Source organism: Salipiger sp. PrR007 (assembly GCF_010499845.1).
GTDB classification, from domain to species: domain Bacteria; phylum Pseudomonadota; class Alphaproteobacteria; order Rhodobacterales; family Rhodobacteraceae; genus Salipiger; species Salipiger pacificus_A.
The window spans coordinates 1-19,292 of the sequence record NZ_JAAGOZ010000020.1 but is presented as its reverse complement, the minus strand read 5'-3'; the positions used below and the strand labels follow the sequence as shown (position 1 = coordinate 19,292).

Annotated in this window: 18 protein-coding genes, 1 pseudogene and 1 riboswitch; of the genes and pseudogenes, 5 read left to right on the top strand and 14 right to left on the bottom strand. The window is 66.0% G+C overall.

What is annotated here, in order from left to right:
* Position 1: 1 nt before the first annotated feature.
* The 11 genes from cls to miaB all read right to left on the bottom strand — a co-directional run bounded on the left by cls (position 2) and on the right by miaB (position 11,485).
* Entirely contained in the window at positions 2-1,420 is a 1,419-nt protein-coding gene (cls, locus tag G0Q01_RS09670) for a cardiolipin synthase (RefSeq protein ID WP_164191247.1), read from the bottom strand.
* Between the two features lie 117 nt (positions 1,421-1,537).
* The gene (locus tag G0Q01_RS09665; protein WP_108966920.1) at positions 1,538-2,326 is read right to left on the bottom strand and encodes an exodeoxyribonuclease III; all 789 of its coding nucleotides are present in this window, start codon (positions 2,324-2,326) and stop codon (positions 1,538-1,540) included.
* 68 nt (positions 2,327-2,394) lie between these two features.
* Positions 2,395-3,297 (bottom strand): DMT family transporter, encoded by a 903-nt coding sequence (locus tag G0Q01_RS09660; RefSeq protein WP_108966922.1) that lies wholly within the window; start codon positions 3,295-3,297, stop codon positions 2,395-2,397.
* Positions 3,298-3,424: 127 nt separating this feature from the next.
* Positions 3,425-4,606 (bottom strand): methionine adenosyltransferase, encoded by a 1,182-nt coding sequence (gene metK / locus G0Q01_RS09655; RefSeq protein WP_164191243.1) that lies wholly within the window; start codon positions 4,604-4,606, stop codon positions 3,425-3,427.
* Positions 4,607-4,609: 3 nt separating this feature from the next.
* A riboswitch (SAM-SAH riboswitch) is annotated at positions 4,610-4,658 on the bottom strand.
* A gap of 36 nt (positions 4,659-4,694) precedes the next feature.
* Positions 4,695-6,224 carry an apolipoprotein N-acyltransferase gene (gene lnt, locus G0Q01_RS09650; protein WP_164191537.1) on the bottom strand — a complete coding sequence of 510 codons (1,530 nt, stop codon included), beginning with the start codon at positions 6,222-6,224 and terminating at the stop codon, positions 4,695-4,697.
* A 49-nt stretch (positions 6,225-6,273) separates the two neighbouring features.
* Positions 6,274-7,248, bottom strand: a complete 975-nt coding sequence (locus G0Q01_RS09645) for a hemolysin family protein (protein ID WP_235939988.1) — start codon at positions 7,246-7,248, stop codon at positions 6,274-6,276.
* 23 nt (positions 7,249-7,271) lie between these two features.
* Complete coding sequence (gene ybeY / locus G0Q01_RS09640) at positions 7,272-7,787, bottom strand: rRNA maturation RNase YbeY (RefSeq protein WP_164191239.1); 516 nt, start codon at positions 7,785-7,787, stop codon at positions 7,272-7,274.
* Positions 7,788-7,856: 69 nt separating this feature from the next.
* Entirely contained in the window at positions 7,857-8,837 is a 981-nt protein-coding gene (locus G0Q01_RS09635) for a PhoH family protein (RefSeq protein WP_108966928.1), read from the bottom strand.
* Between the two features lie 150 nt (positions 8,838-8,987).
* A complete protein-coding gene (locus tag G0Q01_RS09630; RefSeq protein WP_164191221.1) occupies positions 8,988-9,299 on the bottom strand; it encodes a hypothetical protein in 312 nt (103 codons plus the stop codon).
* A gap of 14 nt (positions 9,300-9,313) precedes the next feature.
* On the bottom strand, positions 9,314-9,925 hold the full coding sequence (locus G0Q01_RS09625) for an OmpA family protein (RefSeq protein ID WP_370457184.1): 612 nt from the start codon (positions 9,923-9,925) through the stop codon (positions 9,314-9,316).
* Positions 9,926-10,165: 240 nt separating this feature from the next.
* Positions 10,166-11,485, bottom strand: coding sequence for a tRNA (N6-isopentenyl adenosine(37)-C2)-methylthiotransferase MiaB (gene miaB, locus G0Q01_RS09620; RefSeq protein WP_164191213.1), 1,320 nt, complete (start codon positions 11,483-11,485; stop codon positions 10,166-10,168).
* 112 nt (positions 11,486-11,597) lie between these two features.
* Here miaB and G0Q01_RS09615 point away from each other — a divergent pair, with 112 nt between their 5' ends.
* Positions 11,598-12,479 (top strand): hypothetical protein, encoded by an 882-nt coding sequence (locus G0Q01_RS09615; protein ID WP_203594967.1) that lies wholly within the window; start codon positions 11,598-11,600, stop codon positions 12,477-12,479.
* Between the two features lie 19 nt (positions 12,480-12,498).
* Here the strand turns inward: G0Q01_RS09615 and G0Q01_RS09610 are convergent, their stop codons facing one another.
* Together G0Q01_RS09610 and irrA are read right to left on the bottom strand one after the other, a co-directional pair.
* On the bottom strand, positions 12,499-13,185 hold the full coding sequence (locus tag G0Q01_RS09610; RefSeq protein WP_164191210.1) for an FAD-binding oxidoreductase: 687 nt from the start codon (positions 13,183-13,185) through the stop codon (positions 12,499-12,501).
* 194 nt (positions 13,186-13,379) lie between these two features.
* On the bottom strand, positions 13,380-13,796 hold the full coding sequence (gene irrA, locus G0Q01_RS09605; RefSeq protein ID WP_164213314.1) for an iron response transcriptional regulator IrrA: 417 nt from the start codon (positions 13,794-13,796) through the stop codon (positions 13,380-13,382).
* Between the two features lie 188 nt (positions 13,797-13,984).
* Between irrA and fabA the strand changes: the two genes are divergently transcribed.
* Genes fabA through G0Q01_RS09590 form a run of 3 tightly spaced genes read left to right on the top strand, consistent with a single transcriptional unit; the run spans position 13,985 to position 16,546 of the window.
* A complete protein-coding gene (gene fabA, locus G0Q01_RS09600; protein WP_108966940.1) occupies positions 13,985-14,494 on the top strand; it encodes a bifunctional 3-hydroxydecanoyl-ACP dehydratase/trans-2-decenoyl-ACP isomerase in 510 nt (169 codons plus the stop codon).
* 14 nt (positions 14,495-14,508) lie between these two features.
* The gene (gene fabB, locus G0Q01_RS09595) at positions 14,509-15,738 is read left to right on the top strand and encodes a beta-ketoacyl-ACP synthase I (protein ID WP_164191204.1); all 1,230 of its coding nucleotides are present in this window, start codon (positions 14,509-14,511) and stop codon (positions 15,736-15,738) included.
* A 16-nt stretch (positions 15,739-15,754) separates the two neighbouring features.
* Entirely contained in the window at positions 15,755-16,546 is a 792-nt protein-coding gene (locus tag G0Q01_RS09590; RefSeq protein WP_108966944.1) for an enoyl-ACP reductase, read from the top strand.
* 80 nt (positions 16,547-16,626) lie between these two features.
* Here G0Q01_RS09590 and G0Q01_RS09585 read toward each other — a convergent pair.
* Positions 16,627-18,141, bottom strand: a pseudogene (locus G0Q01_RS09585) (acetyl-CoA hydrolase/transferase family protein).
* A 554-nt stretch (positions 18,142-18,695) separates the two neighbouring features.
* On the opposite strand from G0Q01_RS09585, the gene G0Q01_RS09580 reads away from it, so the two are divergent.
* Positions 18,696-19,094 carry a hypothetical protein gene (locus G0Q01_RS09580; RefSeq protein WP_164191201.1) on the top strand — a complete coding sequence of 133 codons (399 nt, stop codon included), beginning with the start codon at positions 18,696-18,698 and terminating at the stop codon, positions 19,092-19,094.
* Positions 19,095-19,292: the final 198 nt, after the last annotated feature.

Sequence of the window (19,292 nt, the reverse complement as noted above, 5' to 3'; positions counted from 1 at the left end):
TTCACAGGATCGGGGCCAGCAACCGCGCAAAGGGCGCGGCGGCACGCACCCACCTCGGGTGCTCGTGCAGCGGCTTGTCCATCTTGTAGGCGCTGGTGAAATCGGCCTCCAGCATCTTCGCCACCCGCGACGCGAAGCCGCGGTCGAAAATCAGGGCCATTGTCTCGAAATTGAGCCGGAAAGAGCGATTGTCGAGGTTTGCCGAGCCCACTGCGGCGAAGTCGTCGTCGACCAGCACGACCTTCTGGTGGACGAAGCCGCCTTCGTAGCGCAGCACCTCGACCCCGGCGGCGCGGACCTCATCGAAGAAGGCATGGGCGGCGAGCCACGGAAGGTAGTGGTCGATGGCATCGGGCACGAGCACCTTCACGTCGCAGCCGCGCAGCGCGGCGCCAACGAGGGCCGAAAGCACGTCCTGGTCGGGCACGAAATACGGCGTCGCGATCCACACCCGCTCGCGCGCCTCGGCCAAGGCCGAGATGAAGAAGAGCGCTCCGGTGTCCATGTCGTCGGCAGGCCCCGAGGGCAGCACCAGGCCCGAGAGGTTCTCCTCGGCACTGTCGGGCCGCCAGTTGAGCCCGCCCCCGATGCTCTCGCCGGTGGCCCAGTGCCAGTCCTCTGCGAAGACCAGCTGCAGCTGCGCCACCATCGGGCCGCGCAGGTGCAGGTGCGTGTCGCGCCAAGGGCCGAAGGTGGGGTTCTTGCCGAGATAGTCATCCTTGACGTTGTGGCCGCCGATGAAGCCCTCCTGCCCGTCGATGATCACCGTCTTGCGGTGGTTGCGGAAGTTGATCTGGAAGCGCTTGGTCGGACCCGGCGCATTCGCCGGATCGACCACCTGCACCCCGGCGTCGCGCAGGGCATTGAGGTAATGCGCCGGCAGCCCGTAGCTGCCCACCCCATCAAAAATCAGTCGCACCGACACGCCGCGCGCCGAGGCCGCGATCATCCGTTCGGCCATCTCGTTGCCCAGTCCGTCCTCGGCGATGGTGTAGAACTGCACCAGCAGGTAATGCTCCGCCCGGTCCATCGCCTCGAAAACCGCCTCGAAAGTGGCCTTGCCGTCGACCAGGAGGTTCGCCGAGTTGCCACCAACCGCCGGCATCGCCGCCAGTCGCTCGAAGGCGCGGTAGCGGGCCCCGTCGGCTTCTGCGGGCGGGTAGTCGGCGCAGAATGCGTCCATCTCGCGCCGCACGAGGCGGCTGCTGCGCCGGGTGATGCGGTAGCCCTTGAGCTTGTGCTGCCCGAAGAAGAGATAGGCCGGCAGCGCGAACCACGGCGCCGCGACCAGAAAGACCGTCCAGGCGACGGCCCCCTGCGGCGTGCGCGCCGTGGTGACCGCGCGCCAGACGGCGAAGGCCACCAGAAGCGGCAGGGCAACCGCCAGGAAGACGGCGAAGATCGTGGTGTTGGGGCCCATGCACGGCGCTCCGATGTTGCGTCCGGGAACCCTGTCCCGGCCCCGCCTCAACCAGAGCGCATCGCGGATTGTTCCGCAAGCGCCCGGACTTGTGCGCCGCCCGGACGCGACTGTGGCTCAGAGGTCGAAGCTGGCGAAAACCGGCACGTGGTCCGAGGGCTTCTCCCAGCCACGCGCGGCGCGCAGGATGCGCGAGCCGTGCCCGGCATTCGAGATATCCGGCGTCGCCCAGACGTGATCGAGCCGCCGCCCCTTGTCCGCCGCGTCCCAGTCGCGCGCGCGGTAGGACCACCACGAATAGAGTTGCCCCTCGGGGATGTCCTGCCGGGTGATGTCGACCCACTCCCCCGCGTCCTGCGCCTGCGCCAGGTGCTCGACCTCGATCGGCGTGTGCGAGACGATCTTTAGCAGCTTCTTGTGGCTCCAGACGTCATCCTCGCGCGGGGCGATGTTGAGATCGCCGACGAGGATCGACTTCTCGGGCTTGTGGGCGTGGAACCAGTCACGCATCTCGGTCAGGTAGTCGAGCTTCTGGCCGAACTTCTCGTTCACCTCGCGGTCCGGCTCGTCGCCGCCGGCGGGGACGTAGAAGTTGTGGATGGTGACGCCGTTCTCGAGCTTCGCCGCGACGTGGCGGGCGTGGCCGAGGGTGGCGAAATCCTGATCGCCGGCGTCAAGCAGCGGCAGCTTCGACAGGATGGCGACGCCGTTGTAGCCCTTCTGCCCACGCGCCACGATATGGGTGTAGCCAAGCGCCGCGAACTGCTCGAGCGGGATCTTGTCGACCGGGCTCTTGGTCTCCTGCAGGCACAGCACGTCCGGCCCCTCTTCGGCGAGCAGCTTGAGGACGATGGGCTCGCGCAGGCGGACCGAGTTGATGTTCCAGGTGGCAAGGGTGAAGGACATGGGGCGGGCTCCTTTTCTGGCGCGGAAAATGTCAGCCTCCCCCGCCCGGCGCAACCCGGATCCGGCGCTCAGAGCACGAGCACGAGGATCAGCACCGACAGGCACAGGAAGCCGATGCCCGCCAGCTCGCGGCGGGTGATGCTCTCCTTGAAGACCAGAACCGAGGCCATGACCGAGAAAATCAGCTCGACCTGCCCCAGCGCCTGCACGTAGGCGGCGGTCTGCAGGGTAAAGGCGGTGAACCACGACAGGCTCCCGGCCATCGAGGTGAGGCCAAGCCAGATCGCGGTGCGACGTGCCTGCCAGACGGCGGTGATCTGCCCCGGCTCGAAGAGCCGCAGCCAGAGCGCCATGCCGAGGGCCTGCGACAGCACCACGCAGACCAGTGTCACCCCGGCGCGAAGAAAGGGCGCCTCCGAGGCGATCTCGAGCGAGGCACCGCGATAGCCGACACCGGAGATCGCAAAGAAGAAGCCAGAGGCGAGGCCGAGTGCCACCGCCCGGCTGCCGATGCGGCGCAGCCAGTTGCCCGAAAGGCCCGGCGTCTCGGAGAGCAGCAGGACCCCGATGAGGCCGATGAGGATCGCCCCCCAGCCCGCCGCCGAGATGTTCTCGCCCAGCACCACGAGGCCGACGAGCGCGGTCTGGATGACCTCGGTCTTCTTGAAGGTGATGCCGACGGCGAAGTTGCGCTGCCGGAACAGCGCCACGACCAAGACCGTGGCGAGAATCTGCCCCAGGGCGCCGAAGAGCGCATAGGCCCAGAAGGCGGAGCTCAGCTGCGGCCAGCCCTGCCCAGTGGCGATCAGGTAGGTCGCTACGACCAGCACGGCGGCGGGCGCGGCATAGGCAAAGCGCGCGAAGGTCGAGGAGGTTGCGGTGAGCCCGCCCGTGCTCAGCACCTTGTGAAGCATGAAGCGCAAGGTCTGGAAGAAGGCAGCGCAGAGGGTGACGGCAATCCACAAATCCATGTGGCATGCCATGGCATGCGGCGCCGGGATTGACCATAGGTCAGAGCGCCAAAAGCGAAGCGGGCCAGAGGTCTCCTTCCGGCCCGCCTGATCCCGCGCAATTCCGATTGATGGGAATTGCCCGGCTTCAGATCTCGCGCTTCAGCGCCTCTGCAAGATCGGTCCGCTCCCACGAGAAGCCGCCGTCCGACTCGGGCGCGCGGCCGAAGTGGCCATAGGCCGCGGTGCGCTGGTAGATCGGCTTGTTCAGCTCGAGATGGGTGCGGATGCCGCGCGGGGTCAGGTCCATCACCTTGGGGATGGCCCGCTCGATCGCCGCGGCTTCAAGATCGCCGGTGCCGTGGGTATCGACATAGATCGACAAAGGCTTGGCGACGCCGATGGCGTAGGAGAGCTGCACGGTGCAGCGCTCGGCCAGACCTGCCGCCACGACGTTCTTGGCAAGGTAGCGCGCGGCATAGGCCGCCGAGCGGTCGACCTTGCTGGGATCCTTGCCCGAGAAGGCACCGCCGCCATGCGGAGCCGCGCCGCCGTAGGTGTCGACGATGATCTTGCGCCCGGTCAGGCCCGCATCGCCGTCCGGCCCGCCGATGACGAACTTGCCGGTTGGGTTCACCCACCATTCGGTCTCGGGGCTGATCCAGCCCTCGGGAAGCGTGCTGCGGATGTACGGCTCGACGATGGCGCGGATATCGTCCGAAGTCTGCCCCTCGTCGCTGTGCTGGGTCGACAGCACGATCGACGTCACGCCGACCGGCTTGCCGCCCTCGTAGCGCACCGAGATCTGCGACTTGGCGTCCGGACCCAGCATCGGCTCGGCCCCGGACTTGCGCGCCTCGGCGAGCCGCTTGAGAACGGCGTGCGAATAGAGGATCGGCGCCGGCATCAGCTCGGGCGTCTCGTTGGTGGCATAGCCGAACATGATGCCTTGATCGCCCGCGCCCTCGTCGCGGTCACCCTGCCCGGTCACGCCTTGGGCGATATGCGCCGATTGCTCGTGCAGCAGGTTGGTCACCTCGCAGGTGGCGTGATGGAACTTGTCCTGCTCGTAGCCGATATCCTTGATGCAGGCGCGGGCGATATCGGGGATGCGCTCCATGTAGTCATGCAGCTTGTCCTGGTCGGTCAGGCCGATCTCGCCGCCGATCACCACGCGGTTGGTGGTGGCGAAGGTCTCGCAGGCGACCCGGGCCAGGGGGTCCTCTGCCAGAAGAGCGTCGAGCACGGCATCGGAAATGCGATCGCACACCTTGTCGGGGTGCCCCTCGGAAACGGATTCCGAGGTGAAGATATAGTTCTGTCGGGACATAAGCGCTCCATTAGGTACCAGCTGTCACGCCAGGAAGCCGTTGTGACAGGGATATGAACCTTCTCGCTACGCGGCAACGAAAGCGGCGTCAATCCGAATTACGTCGCGACTTGTGCAGAGCCGGGCGGAAGGCGAGCAGCATCAGCACGGCCAGAAGCCCAAGGAGGGGCAGATCGCCGGTCCGGCTGTAGAGCGTCACGCGCAGCGGCGGCGGCAGGCGGGCGTCGATGAAGCCGGCCTCGCCCAGCGGCAGCGATTTCAGCACGCGCCCCGCGCCGTCGATCACCGCCGACACGCCGGTGTTGGCGGCGCGCAGCATCGGCAGGCCCTGCTCGATCGCCCGGATCCGGGCCTGCGCGAGGTGCTGATAGGGGCCCGAGAAATTGCCGAACCAGGCGTCGTTGGTGATCTGCAGCAGCAGCTCGGGCCGCGGAGCGCCGCGCAGGTCCTGGGGGAAGACCGCCTCGTAGCAGATAAGCGGCAGCGCGTAGCCCATCTCCCCGCCCAGATCGAGCAGCTGCGGCCCCGGCCCGGCGGAGTAGCCGCCCTCCGCCCGCGCGGCGATACCGCTGACGTTGATGTGGCGGAAGAGTTCCTTGAAGGGCATGTACTCGCCGAAGGGCACCAGATGGTGCTTGTCGTAGACCGCCTCGACCTTCGGGCCCTGCGTGACCAGTGCCAGGGAATTGAAGTAATCGTAGCCCTCGCTGCGCTGGATGCCGAGCACCACCCGGCCCGGCAGGGCGGCATCGGTGATCACCCGCAGCTCGCCCTCGGCGTTCTCAAGCAGCCGCGGCACCGCGGTCTCGGGCCAGACGATGAGTTCGGGGCGCGGCAGACCGTCCTGCGCCGGGGCCGCGGTGAACTCGACCTGTCGCTCGAAGAAAATCGGGATATAGGCGCGGTCCCATTTCTGGGTCTGCGGCGCGTTGGGCTGGACAAGGCGGACCACCGGGCGGCCGCCCAAGTCCTGCAGCGGCGGCACCATCTGCGCCCCACCGACAAGCAGCCCGAGCACAAGGACAAGCCCCAGCGCCCCCGCCTGCCACGCGCCGCACAGCCCGCGGGCCAGCAGCGCCGCCAATGCCAGGGTCACGAGCGTCAGCCCGAAGGAACCAGTCCAGGCTACCCATTGGATCGCGCCCGTTGGCTCCCAGAGGTAGCCGACGAGCCCCCAGGGAAAGCCAGTGAAGAGATAGCCTCGTGCCAGCTCGGCCAGCCCCCAGCTGACCACGAGCGCGAAGAGCCTGGCCCGCGGTGCCTGTACGGCGCCCCAGAAGGCAAGTCCCCAGAAGAGCGCCAGCCCTGCCGCCATGAACAAGAGCGCAAAGGGCGCCATCCAGGCGGTGACCGCAGCATCGACCTGAAATGGCTCGGTGAGCCAGTTGAGCGCCAGGCCGAAATAGCCCGTGCCGACGCCGCAACCGATGGCGAGCGCGGCACGAGGCCTGCGCTGCAGTGCAAAGAGCGCCATGGACAGCACGAGCCCCGCCAGCGCGACGTACCACAGGTTCCACGGCGCCTGTCCCAAGGCCATGAGCCCGCCGCAGGCAAGCGCCGGGAGAACCGCGGCACGGCCCGTCAGCAGGCGTGCGGCCCGGGCGGCAACGGGGGCCATCATCTCGCGATGGTTGTCCGCAGTTTCCGCATCGGGCCGCACCTCCGGTTCAGCCACGCGCGACCCCGGTGTCGCCGCCGCTCAGCTGGGCCGCACCCTCGGGTTTCGCCGGCGGCAGCAGCGCCGGAGGGGTGATGGATACGTCGGCGGCCGGGGCCGAAGGACGCACCCGCAGCCGCTTGATGCGGCGCGGGTCGGCGTCGACCACCTCGAAATCGATACCGTCGGGATGCGGGATCACCTCGCCGCGCGCCGGCACGTGACCGGCGAGCATGAAGACGAGGCCGCCGAGCGTGTCGATCTCCTCCTCGTCGATCTCGTCCGGGTCGGTGAGCGCAATACCGGTGGCTGCCTCGAACTCCTCGAGCGGGGTCTTGGCCAGCGCCAGCCAGCTGCCCGATTTCTCGCGGAAGAAGTTGCGGCCTTCCTCGGTGTCATGCTCGTCCTCGATTTCGCCGATCACCTGTTCGATCAGATCTTCGATCGTCACGAGACCGTCGACACCGCCGTACTCGTCGATCACCAGCGCCATGTGCCGGCGTTCGGTTTGCATCTTGGTGAGCAGCACGCCGATCGGCATCGAGGGCGGCACGAAGAGCAGCGGACGCAGCATCTTCTTCATGTCGAACTCTTCGCCATGGCCGTTGAAGCCGTGCAGCAGGGCGAAATCCTTGAGGTGCACCATTCCGACAGGCGTGTCGAGCGTGCCGGAATAGACCGGCAGACGGGTCATGCCGCTGTCGCGGAAGACCGTCACAAGCTCATCCATGGCGAGTGTATCGGGCACGGCAACGATTTCCGCCTTGGGAATCGCCACGTCCTCCACGCGCATGCGCCGGAGGTTCATCATGCCATGTACGGGCCGCTCGTAAGCGGCCACGAGACCCTGCCCCGTTTCTGTCGCAGCCTCGGTTCCGTTCACACGGCCCGAAAAGATGCGTTTGAAGAAACCCGGAGGCCGGTCAATCTGCTCGTTTTCCTGCGCGCCATGCGCTGCATTAGACGAATCGTCAGTGTCTCCCATCGGTCCTTTTGATCCTGTGTCTCTCAGAGGTCAGACGAATATGGGTCCGCGATACCCATCTTGCCAAGTATTTCCGTCTCTAAATTTTCCATCAGCGTCGCATCGCCGTCACGCAGGTGATCATAGCCCAGAAGATGCAAGGTTCCATGAACGATCAAATGCGTCACATGGTCGGCCATGGTCTTGCCCGCCTCCTGCGCCTCGCGGGCGCATGTCTCGAAGGCGATGGCGAGATCACCGAGCTCGGTGGCGAAGGGGCCGTCCTCGGTCTCGGGCAACTCCGGCGCCTCCCCCTCGACCTCGGCTCCGCGCTCCTCGGAGGGCCAGGAGAGCACATTGGTCGGGGTCGGCTTCTCTCGGAACTCTGCGTTCAGCTCTGCGATGCGCGCGTCGTCGCAGGCAAGAAGGGCGATCTCGAACCCTTCGGGATCGAGGCCGAGATGGACCAGCGCGGCACGGGCCGCGGTCTCGGCGAGGTCTTCAAGCCCGGCCTCCTCCCAACGGTCGTCCTCGATGATCGTGTCGGTGAGCTGAGCCATATGTTCAAGCCGGGGGCGGCGCCCCCGGACCCCCGGGATATTGGAACCAAGAAGAAGAAGCGGGGGCCCTCAGGCCCCGCGCTCCGCGTCCTTCTCGTAGGCCTCGATGATCTTCGCCACAAGGGGGTGTCTCACCACGTCGGCAGAGGTGAAATAGTTGAAGCTGATCTTGTCGATGTGGCTGAGCAGGCGCTCGGCGTCCTGCAGGCCCGATTGCACGCCGCGCGGCAGGTCGACCTGGCTGCGGTCGCCGGTGATCACCATGCGCGAGCCCTCGCCGAGGCGGGTGAGGAACATCTTCATCTGCATGGAGGTGGCATTCTGCGCCTCGTCGAGCACCACGAAGGCGTTCGACAGGGTCCGGCCACGCATGAAGGCCAGCGGCGCGATCTCGATGGTCTTCTCCTCCATCATCTTGGCGAGCTGTTTGCCGGGCAGGAAGTCGTTCAGCGCGTCGTAGAGCGGCTGCATGTAGGGGTCGACCTTGTCCTTCATGTCGCCAGGCAGGTAGCCGAGCTTCTCGCCCGCCTCGACCGCAGGACGGCTGAGGATGATCTTGTCGACCTGGCCGGTGATGAAGAGGTTCACGCCAACGGCGACGGCGAGATAGGTCTTGCCCGTGCCGGCCGGGCCGATGCCGAAGGCGAGCTCATTCTCGAAAAGCGCGCGCACATAGGCTTTCTGCGCGTCCGTGCGCGGCTCGATGAGCTTCTTGCGGGTCTTGATCTCGACCTTGCCTGCCGAGAACATCTCGAGTTGGTCGCCCGGTTCCTGCTCCTCGGGGGCGAGTCGGAACTCGCGGTCGATGTCGCCGCGGCCGACCGAGCGGCCCTGTTCCAGCCGCTGGTAGAGGGCGTTGAGCACCTCGCGCGCGGCTTCCTGCGCCTCGGCCGGGCCGTGCAGCGCCAATTGGTTGCCCCGGCGCAGGATCTGCACGCCGGTTCGGGCTTCGATGTCGGTGAGGTTGCGGTCGTATTCCCCGCACAGATCGATGAGGAGGCGGTTGTCCGGGAATTCCAGGATGGCTTCGGTCAGGATGCCTGTGTTCACGCATGTCTCCTGCGCTTGAGTGCAAGCTCATGGTGCCAAGCCGCAGGGCCCGAGGTCAAGCAGCTTCGGCGCGGCACCGGTGTGAAAGAAACAAAACGGCCGCGCGGTGGGCATCGCGCGGCCGTTGGCATTTGACTGTGGGCACCCCGGTCAGAGCGGATCCCCGATCACCGAAGTGGCGCCCTGCTTGAACGGGCCGGTGGCCACGGTTGGTGGGGCGATGCCGGAGCAGACGGGTTTGCCGTATTTGTCGAGACGGCGGGCGAGATAGCCCTCGACGCCATCATCGGCGATCCAGTTGTCGCAGCCGTCCGGGTCGACCCAGACGCCCCAACGGATCTGCGACAGGTCGTTGCGGTCGACCAGGTTGACGTCTTGGCTCTTGTCCTCGCCGATCGGCATGTCGCAGGCGGCAAGGCTCGAGACGGCAGCAAGCGCGAGGGCGAGTTTTGCGAGTTTCATCTGGCCGGTCCCCCTCAGCGCACGCACAGGATTTCGACACGGCGGTTCTTCGCCATGCCCTCGACGGTGCTGTTGGTCGCCACCGGGTAGTTCTCGCCGTAGCCACGCACGTCGATGATACGGGCGCCGCTGGCGTTGGCCACCGCGGCCACCGAGTTGGCGCGGTTCAGGCTCAGCCGGTCGTTGTAGGCGTTGCTGGCGCGAGAGTCGGTGTGGCCGACGATGATGTACCCAAAGGCCGTGGAGTCGCGGAAGAATTCCTCGAGGCGGCCGCGGCTCTGCGGGTAGATCCTGTAGCTGTCAGTGGCGAAATACTGGTCTGCCTTCAGCGTGCCACAGATGTTGATCTCGTGGCAGACCGGGCGCCCGTCGCGGGTGACCCGCGAGACGGCATATCCCTCGGCACCATCGTCCATGACCCAGATTTCGCAGCCGTCCGGCGACAGCGAGATGCCCGGGATGTAGCGCTCCCCGCGGATGGTGCGGGTGTTCTGCGTGGAAATGACCGGTGTGTTCAGACCGTCTGCGGCAGCGGCTGCCGGAGCCGCGACGCCGGTCAGGGCAAGCGCGGAAACCGCCGCCACTCCCAGAATGCCGCGGAGGGTCTTGGAAAAGCGTGTCGCCACAGCCTCTGTCCCTTTCGATGTTGATACCATTGGCCCTCAGGCGCGGAACGATCCGCACCGGGCCAAACCCCTTACGCGACGGGAGACTAGCAGCAATTTCCACTCTGTGAAGAGAGAACTACCATATATTGTGTCCAAGCGGCGATCATCGGCGGCGTTGGGGCCGCATTGTCGCGGCCTACGGATCAATCCCCGGCGTTTTACCCGAACCTGTGGCAAAAATACGGCGCGGCGCTTTGTTCAGACCAGCTCGCCCTTCAGCGAATTGGCCCCGGACTCGAGGATGCGGACCCGGCGCAGATCGCCCACCGAGAGCCCCTCGCCCATCACGTGCACCGCGTGCAGGTAGTCGGACTTGCCGCCCATCTGCCCCGGTTGCCGGCCGGGCTTTTCGAAGAGCACGCCGACCTCGCGGCCGACCATGGCGTCCTGCAGCGCGCGCTGCTGGCGCACGAGGAGGGCCTGAAGACGCTGCAGCCGGTCGTCCTTTTCCGACTCGGAGACCTGCGCGCGTTCGGCCGCCGGGGTGCCCGGACGCTCGGAATACTTAAACGAGTAGGCCGAGCCGTATTGCACCGCCTCGACGAGATCGAGCGTCGCCTGGAAATCCTCCTCGGTCTCTTCCGGGAAGCCGACGATGAAATCGCCCGAGAGGTGCAGGTCGGGCCGCGCCGCGCGCAGCCGCTCGACCACTTTCAGGTAGCTCTCGGCGGTGTGTTGGCGGTTCATCCGCTTGAGGATTCGATCGGAGCCCGCCTGGACCGGCAGGTGCAGGTAGGGCATCAGCTTCTCGACTTCGCCATGCGCCGCGATCAGCGCGTCGTCCATATCGTTGGGGTGCGAGGTAGTGAAGCGAATGCGCTCGAGGCCGTCGATCTTTGCCAGATCGCGGATGATCCCGGCAAGCCCCTGCTCGTGACCGTGGTACGCGTTGACGTTCTGGCCCAGCAGAGTGATCTCGCGCACGCCGCGCTCGACAAGATCGCGTGCCTCGGCAAGCACACGCTGGGCCGGACGCGAGACCTCTGCACCCCGGGTATAAGGCACAACGCAGAAGGCGCAAAACTTGTCGCAGCCCTCCTGCACCGTCAGGAAGGCGGTCGGACCCCGCTTGGCCTTGGGACGCGATACCAGTTTCTCGAACTTGTCCTCCTCGGGAAAGTCCGTGTCGAGCGCCTTCACCCCCCGCCCCGCCTTTGCCTCGAGTTCAGGCAGGCGGTGGTAGCTCTGCGGGCCGACCACGAGGTCGACCAGGGGCTGGCGGCGCATGATCTCCCGGCCCTCAGCCTGGGCCACGCAGCCGGCGACGCCGATCTTCAGATCGGGCTTTTCTTCCTTGAGGTGACGGAACCTGCCCAGCTCGGAGTAGACCTTCTCGGCGGCCTTCTCGCGGATGTGGCAGGTGTTGAGCAGTATCATGTCAGCGTCGTCGGGGCTCTGGGTCTCGACGTAACCCTGCCCGCCCAGCGCCTCGAGCATGCGTTCGCTGTCGTAGACGTTCATCTGGCACCCGTAGGTCTTGATGAAGAGCTTCTTCGGCTCGGACTTCGAGTGGGACATGTGAGCACTCCGGTTCGGCGTTTCAGGGCGTGCGCATAGCGCAATACCGCCCCGTCTTGCAATGCAATCGCTTTTCCCCGACTGTCCGGTCAAAACGCCGGGCGAAGAGCGGATGCAGTATAGCGGGTTGGACGAGTTCCTGAAACGGCAGGCGGCGGGGCTGCGCAAGGCAACCGGCGCGCGGCCGCTGGCGATGATCTTCTGCGAGGATCAGGCCGAGGTCGACACCACCGCGCGCCACCACATGCAGCTTGGCTTCGCCCCCGTTCTCATGTTCATGCCGCGCCATCTGGAACTTGCCGCAGACGTCGCCGAACGCACCCATCGCATCGACTTCGATCCCCACGTGCCCGGGGCGGTGCCGCGCGCGGTCTCGCGCATGGGCGGGGCGGTCCCGGGGCGCTGGATGTACTATTGCTACAACGCCGAGTTCCTCTTTTTCCCCTTTTGCGAAACCCGCAGCATCGGCGAAATGCTGGCCTATCACGCCGAGGAGCGACGCGACGCGATGCTCACCTACGTGATCGACCTCTACGCCGGCGATCTTTGCGCGGCTCCGAGCGCGGTCTCACTGGACGACGCCTGGCTGGACCGCTCGGGTTATTACGCGCAGGCCCGCCCGGACCCGGCGAACCACGGTCACCCCAAGGAACGGCAGCTGGATTTCTTCGGAGGGCTGCGCTGGCGCTTCGACGAGCACGTTCCGAAGGAGCGGCGCAACATCGACCGCATCTCCCTCTTCCGCGCGGACAAGGGCCTGAGGCTGCGCGACGATCACACCTTCAGCGACGAGGAATACAACACCTATGCCTGCCCCTGGCACAACAATCTGACAGCCGCGATCGCGTCGTTCCGGACTGCCAAGGCGCTGAAGCGCAACCCCGGCTCGAGCGCCGAGATCGCCGGCTTCCGCTGGCACAACTCGGCGCGCTTCGAATGGCATTCGCAGCAGCTACTGGACCTCGGGCTGATGGAGCCGGGGCAATGGTTCTGAGCGCCCCGACCGCTGCAGGTTAGTCGAATTCCTCGGTGACGATGCGACCGTCGTCGACGCCGATCCCGCGCAGTGCCGCAGACATGTCGTCGAGCATCGCATCCGGTCCGCAGACATAGCAGACGTCGCGCCCCGGGGTGACCACCTGGGCCAGAAGCTCGCCATCGATCTGCTCACGATGCAGCGGGCTCGCTGTCTCCTCGGTGACCACAAAGACCGTCTTCAGCCCCGGCATCCCCTCGAAGCTCTCGCGCAGGATGATGTCAGCCTCGGTCTTGTTCGAAAAGACCAGCGTGTTGCCCTCGAGCGTGCCCGCCTCCTCCAACTTCTTGCGCAGAACGGCGATGAACGGCGTGACGCCTGCACCGCCGGCGATGAAGACACCGTCGCCCTTGTCTTCGATCGCGCCCCAAGGCTCCTCGACGAGGACCGTGTCGCCGGGCTGCAGCTGGCCGATGCGCTCGGTTACCCCGTCGTGGCCCTCGGCGTCCTCGGGGTAGGACTTGATAACGAACTCCAGCCGATCCTGGCCCGGCAGCGAGGTGAAGGTGAAGGGCCGCCGTTCCTCGCGCCATCCATCGCGGTCGAGCGCCAGGTCGATCGCCTGCCCGGGCACAAAGTCGAGCCCTTTGGGCCGGTCGAAGACCAAGTGGTGAACGTTATGGGTAATCGGTTCGATGGATTGCAGGGTCAGCTTGCGGCTCATGGGGACCTCCTATTCCGGTTTCCCATAAAAAACGCCACCGCCGCGCACAGGGTTCCGGCGCATGCCTCGGGTCCGCCGCAGGGGCGGCCATGTCAAAACGCACCGCGTTAAAATATGCCGGGCCCAAATACGCCGGGGGAGAGCGCCGCAGAAACAGGGGCGGCGCACCCTTCACACGTCACCGGGAGCGCGGATTACTTCCTGCGCAGGCGGATCACCACGTCGACCGAGGCGATCTCGGCCCCGTCCGGCGCGCTCGGCAGCTTTGAAATCACCAGGTCCTCCGAGGGGGCGTCGGTCAGATGCCCTTCGTCCTCCCAGAAGAAATGCGGGTGGTCGCGGGTGTTGGTGTCGAAATAGCTGCGACTGCCGTCAACCGTGACCTCTTGGATCAACCCGGCATCGCAGAAGGCGCGCAGCGTATTGTAGACCGTGGCCAGAGACACGCCCTCACCCTCGGCCTGGGCCGCAGCATAGAGGCTCTCGGCGGTGACGTGCCGGTGCTTGCCGTCGCCCACCAGCAGCGCCGCCAGCGCAACGCGCTGCCGCGTGGGCCGGAGCCCCGCCCGGCTCAACCAGTCGCTGCCTCTTTGAATGGGGTCGCTCGTCATAGCTCAGTCCAGTGCCCTAGCTCCATGAGACGTATATAATGGTTCGCAGGTGCCCTTTTCAAATGGAAATCCGAAGCTGGCATGGTCCGCGCCGCAAGGTGACGGCGCAATGCGCAGGCTTGCATGGCGCGGTTTCGCGATGATAGAGGGGGCGCAACCTGACACAAAGTACAAAGGGGCGCGCCTGCATGGCCGATTATCCCACCAGCTTCGGCAAGGAAGATCTTCTGAAATGCGCGCGCGGCGAGCTCTTCGGACCGGGCAATGCGCAGCTTCCGGCGCCGCCCATGCTGATGATGGATCGCATCACCGATATTTCGGGTGATGGTGGCCTGCACGGCAAGGGGCACGTGGTCGCGGAATTCGACATTACCCCGGACCTGTGGTTCTTCGACTGCCACTTCCCGGGCAACCCGATCATGCCCGGCTGCCTCGGCCTTGACGGCCTGTGGCAGCTGACCGGCTTCAACCTTGGCTGGCGCGGCTGGCTGGGCCGCGGCTACGCGCTCGGCGTGGGCGAGGTGAAGCTGACCGGCATGGTGCGCCCGGACCGCAAGATGCTGACCTACAAGGTTGATTTCACCAAGGCCGTGCAGACACGCCGGCTCACCATGGGTGTCGCGGACGGCATCGTCGAGGCGGATGGCGAGGTCATCTACCAGGTCAAAGATATGAAAGTCGCTCTTTCCGAGAGCTGAGAGGGAGGTCTCCCATGCGTCGAGTCGTCGTCACGGGACTGGGCATCGTTTCGTCCATCGGCACCAATGCCGAAGAAGTACTCGCCTCGCTGAAGGCGGGCCGCTCGGGCATCACCGCCAACGAGCAGATGAAGGAACACGGCTTCCGCAGCCAGATCGCCGGGGCCATCGATCTCGACGTGTCCGAGCACGTGGACAAGCGGACCCTGCGCTTCATGGGCCCGGGCGCGGCTTATGCCCATATCGCCATGCAACAGGCGATTGCGGACTCGGGGCTCGAGGAAGGCGACGTGGTCAACCCGCGCACCGGCCTCGTCGCCGGCTCGGGTGGCCCCTCGACCTCGGCCCTGCTGACAGCGCATCAGACCGTGCTGAGCACCGGTGCCACCAAGCGCGTCGGGCCGTTCGCCGTGCCCAAGGCCATGTGCTCGACGATCTCGGCGAACCTCTCGACCGCCTTCAAGATCAAGGGCATCAACTACTCGATCACCTCGGCCTGCTCGACCTCGCTGCATTGCATCGGCAATGCTGCCGAGCAGATCATGATGGGCAAGCAGGACGTGATGTTCGCCGGCGGCGGCGAGGAACTCGACTGGACGCTGTCGTGCCTTTTCGACGCCATGGGCGCGATGAGCTCGAAGTACAACGACACCCCCGAAAAGGCCTCGCGCGCCTTTGACGCGGGCCGCGACGGCTTTGTCATCTCGGCTGGCGGCGGCATCGTCGTGCTGGAAGAACTCGAGCACGCCAAGGCGCGCGGCGCCAAGATCTACGCCGAAGTCACCGGCTATGCCGCGACCTCTGACGGGCATGACATGGTCGCCCCCTCGGGCGAGGGCGGCGAGCGCGCCATGCGCCTCGCGCTGCAGACCCTGCCCGAGCACCGCAAGGTCGGCTACATCAACGCGCATGGCACCTCGACCCCGGTCGGCGATGTCGGCGAGATCGAGGCCGTGCGCCGCGTCTTCGGCGAAGGCAGCACGCCGCCGGTCTCCTCGACCAAGTCGATGACCGGCCACAGCCAGGGCGCCACCGGCGCGCAGGAGGCGATCTACTGCCTGCTGATGCTGCAGAACGACTTCATCGCACCGTCGATCAACGTCGAGACGCTGGACCCGGCGCTGAAACCCGAAGAGATTGCCACCAGCCTCGTCGAGAACGCGGGTCTCGACACGGTGATGACAAACTCCTTCGGCTTCGGCGGCACCAACGGGTCGATGCTGCTCAGCAAATATCAAGAATAACAAGCGAGAGACGGACATGGGCGAGCTTCTCAAGGGCAAGCGCGGGCTGATCATGGGGGTGGCGAATGACCGCTCCATCGCATGGGGCATCGCCAAGGCGCTGCACGAGGCGGGGGCGGAGCTCGCCTTCACCTACCAGGGGGATGCTTTCGGCAAGCGGCTCGAGCCGCTGGCCCAGAGCGTCGGCTCGGACTTCATGGTCGACGTGGACGTCACCGACGACGCCTCGCTCGACGCGGCGTTCGAGCAGCTTGGTGCCCGCTGGCCGACCATCGACTTCGTGGTGCATGCCATCGCCTTTTCTGACAAGTCCGAGCTGACCGGCCGGTTCCTCAACACCAGCCGCTCGAACTTCAAGAACTCGATGGACATCTCCTGCTACTCGTTCATCGAAGTGGCGCGCCGCGCGCACCCGCTGATGGTCGAGAATGGCGGCTCGCTGATCACCCTCACCTACGACGGATCGGTCAAGGTCGTGCCGAACTACAACGTGATGGGCGTGGCCAAGGCGGCGCTGGAATCAGCGACCCGCTATCTGGCGAACGACCTCGGCCCGGACGGCATCCGGGTCAACGCGATTTCACCCGGCCCGATGAAGACCCTTGCCGGGGCGGCCATCGGCGGCGCGCGCAAGACCTACAAGTTCACCGAGCAGAACGCCCCGCTGCGCTCGAACGCGACGCTCGAGGCCGTGGGCGGCACCGCCGCCTACCTGGTCTCCGATGCAGGCGCCTATACCACCGGCGAAATCATCCACGTCGATGGCGGCTTCCACGTGCTCGGCATGCCGCAAGCCGAGAACATCTGAGATCCCTCCCCGCGGGAGACGAAAGAGCCCGGCCTTTTGGCCGGGCTTTTTGCTTGAGCGCGCGCACCCGGCCAGCGGCCCTAGGTCATCGAGCCGGTGTCGATGTAGCGCTGGTGCCAGCTCAGCGCCTCGTTCAACAGCACCGGGGCGTGCTTGCCAAGGGACCCCTGCAGTGCCCGAGCGTAGTAGTCGCGCAGCAGCGGCGCGTAGTTCGGGTCGGCGCAGCGATCTATGATCACCCCGGCGCGCTGGCGCGGCGCGAGCCCGCGCAGGTCGGCGAGCCCATGCTCGGTGACGATCACCTGCACATCCTGCGAGATATGATCCACATGCGCCACCTGCGGCACGATCGCCGAGATCTTGCCGCCCTTGGCGGTCGAGGGGGTCATGAAGATCGAAAGGTAGGCGTTGCGGGCGAAATCCCCCGACCCTCCGATGCCGTTCTGAATGCGCGAGCCCATGACGTGGGTCGAGTTGACGTTTCCGTAGATATCCGCCTCGATCAGCCCGTTCATCGCGATACAGCCCAGCCGGCGCACCAGTTCGGGATGGTTGGAGATCTCCTGCGGCCGCAGGATCAGCTTGTCCCGGTAGCGCAAGGCATCGCGATTGAAGCGCTCCGCCGCCTCGGGGCTGAGCGAAAAGGCCGTGGCCGAGGCCATCCGCACCTTGCCCGCGTCCAGAAGGTCCAGCATCCCGTCTTGTATCACCTCGGTGAAGGCGGTCATGCCGTGATACGGCGACTCCATCAGCCCCGAAAGCACCGCGTTGGTGACGTTGCCGACACCCGACTGCAGCGGCAGCAGGCTCGGCGGCAGGCGCCCGCGCGCGACCTCGTGAGCGAGGAATTCCAGCAGGTGCCCGGCGATGGCCTCGGCCACCGCGTCGGGCTTGGCAAAGGGCAGATTGCGATCCGGCGCCTCGGTTTCGACCACCGCGACCACCTTCGACGGGTCGATGCGGAAATGGGTCTGGCCGATCCGGTCGTCCGGGCGCACCAGCGGGATCGGCACGCGGTTCGGCGGCAGCGCCGTCCCCTAGTAGATGTCATGCATCCCGTCGAGCGCGGGGCTCTGCCAGTGGTTGACCTCGAGGATCACCTTCTCGGCCTGATCGAGCCAAGTCTTGTTGTTGCCGATCGAGGACGAGGGGATCAGCGCCCCGTCGGCCGTGATCCCCGAGACTTCGACCACCGCCATGTCGAGCTTGCCAAGGAAGCCTTCCCAGACCACCGGCGCGACCTGGCTGAGGTGCATGTCGACGTAGTTCATCTTGCCCGAGTTGATCTGCTCGCGGGCGATCGGATCAGAGTTGTAGGGCAGCCGGAACTCGATGCCATTCGCCTTGGCCAGCGCGCCGTCGAGTTCGGGGCGGGTGGACGCGCCGGTCAAGACCTTCACCCGGAACGGTTCCCCCGCCGCATGCGCCGCCTCGATCTGCGCCGCCAGCGCCACCGGCACCGACTTCGGATAGCCCGAGCCGGTGAATCCGCTCATGCCGATGGTCATGCCGTCGTGGATCTGCGCGGCCGCACCCTCGGCGCTCATCCTCTTTGGGCGAAGATCGGCGAAGCCGATGCGGGCGCGGGTGTTCATGTTCAGTCCTCCTGCGACACGTCACGGTTGGCGTAACGGTGCTTTGCGCACTTCTACCCAAGACCCGGCGGTTGCGGCCAGACGGAGATCCGCAAGGCTGGGCAGATATGCGCCCAAGCAGGACTGAAGCCGATATATTTGCGCCATACGCGCATTCAGGCGCGCCCCGCTCTCACGGGTCCGCATTGGGCAGGGCGTGTGATGGCTCGACCCGCCCGACCGCTGCGTCCACCGGCGTCACCTAATGTTGCCATGACCGGCGGATGCGCGCTCTTCCGAACGACAGGTGCCCCAGGTTCTGGCATCCCCAGCCCGACCGCCCCGGCACAGATTGTGAAATCCCGATGTGCACGTCTGGAATTGCCAGCAGCGCGCTTTACCTTACGTTAAACTCTGGGGGTTGCGCAGCGTCCCTGCGCTCTGCCCCAAGCGTTTGGGGGCGCGCCCGCCGGTGCCGTATCGAGTGCCCGCAGTCCGGCATCCGCCGGGCGGGTTGGATCATCTCATCGACTGCGCCCGAGAGCACAGTCATGCTTCTTGAAAGGAAGGTTTCCATGAAACGTCTTGTTGCAGCCCTTCTGATTTCCGGCATCACCGCCGGCGCAGCTCTCGCCGACGCGACACCGGAACAGGCCAGCGCGATCAATCAATACGCACCGGGAGTCGATGTCTCGATGTTGAATGATGATCAGGTGGAGGCGGCCTTCGCCGCCGCCAACGGCACGGACTCCGACGCCGAAAAGCGCACTCAGATCGAGTTCATCGCCAGCGGCGAAGGGACCGAGCCGATGACCTTCTCGGAGGAGCAGATTGCGCTGATCGAGGAATATGTATCGCCCGAAGAGGTCGCCAAGATGACCGGGCAGCAAATGGGCAACGCCCTGTCGATCATCAGCACCAGCGAGAACCACAACCAGAAAGCCGCCCGGATCAAGGCCCTGATCGGCAACTGACCCAGCCAGACTTCTGGACACGCGCGCCGCTGCAACACGCGGCGCGCGGAGTCGTTTGAAGATGCGTGTAGAGGCCGTCGCGTCGAGACGTCGTGGCGGAGCGGTGTTTCGCCATCCGGAGTTGGTACCCGCGGCCGGAGTTGGCTCCGCAGATTTGCGGTTCTACTCCCGTTACAGGCACTTCCGCGATCGTAAGCA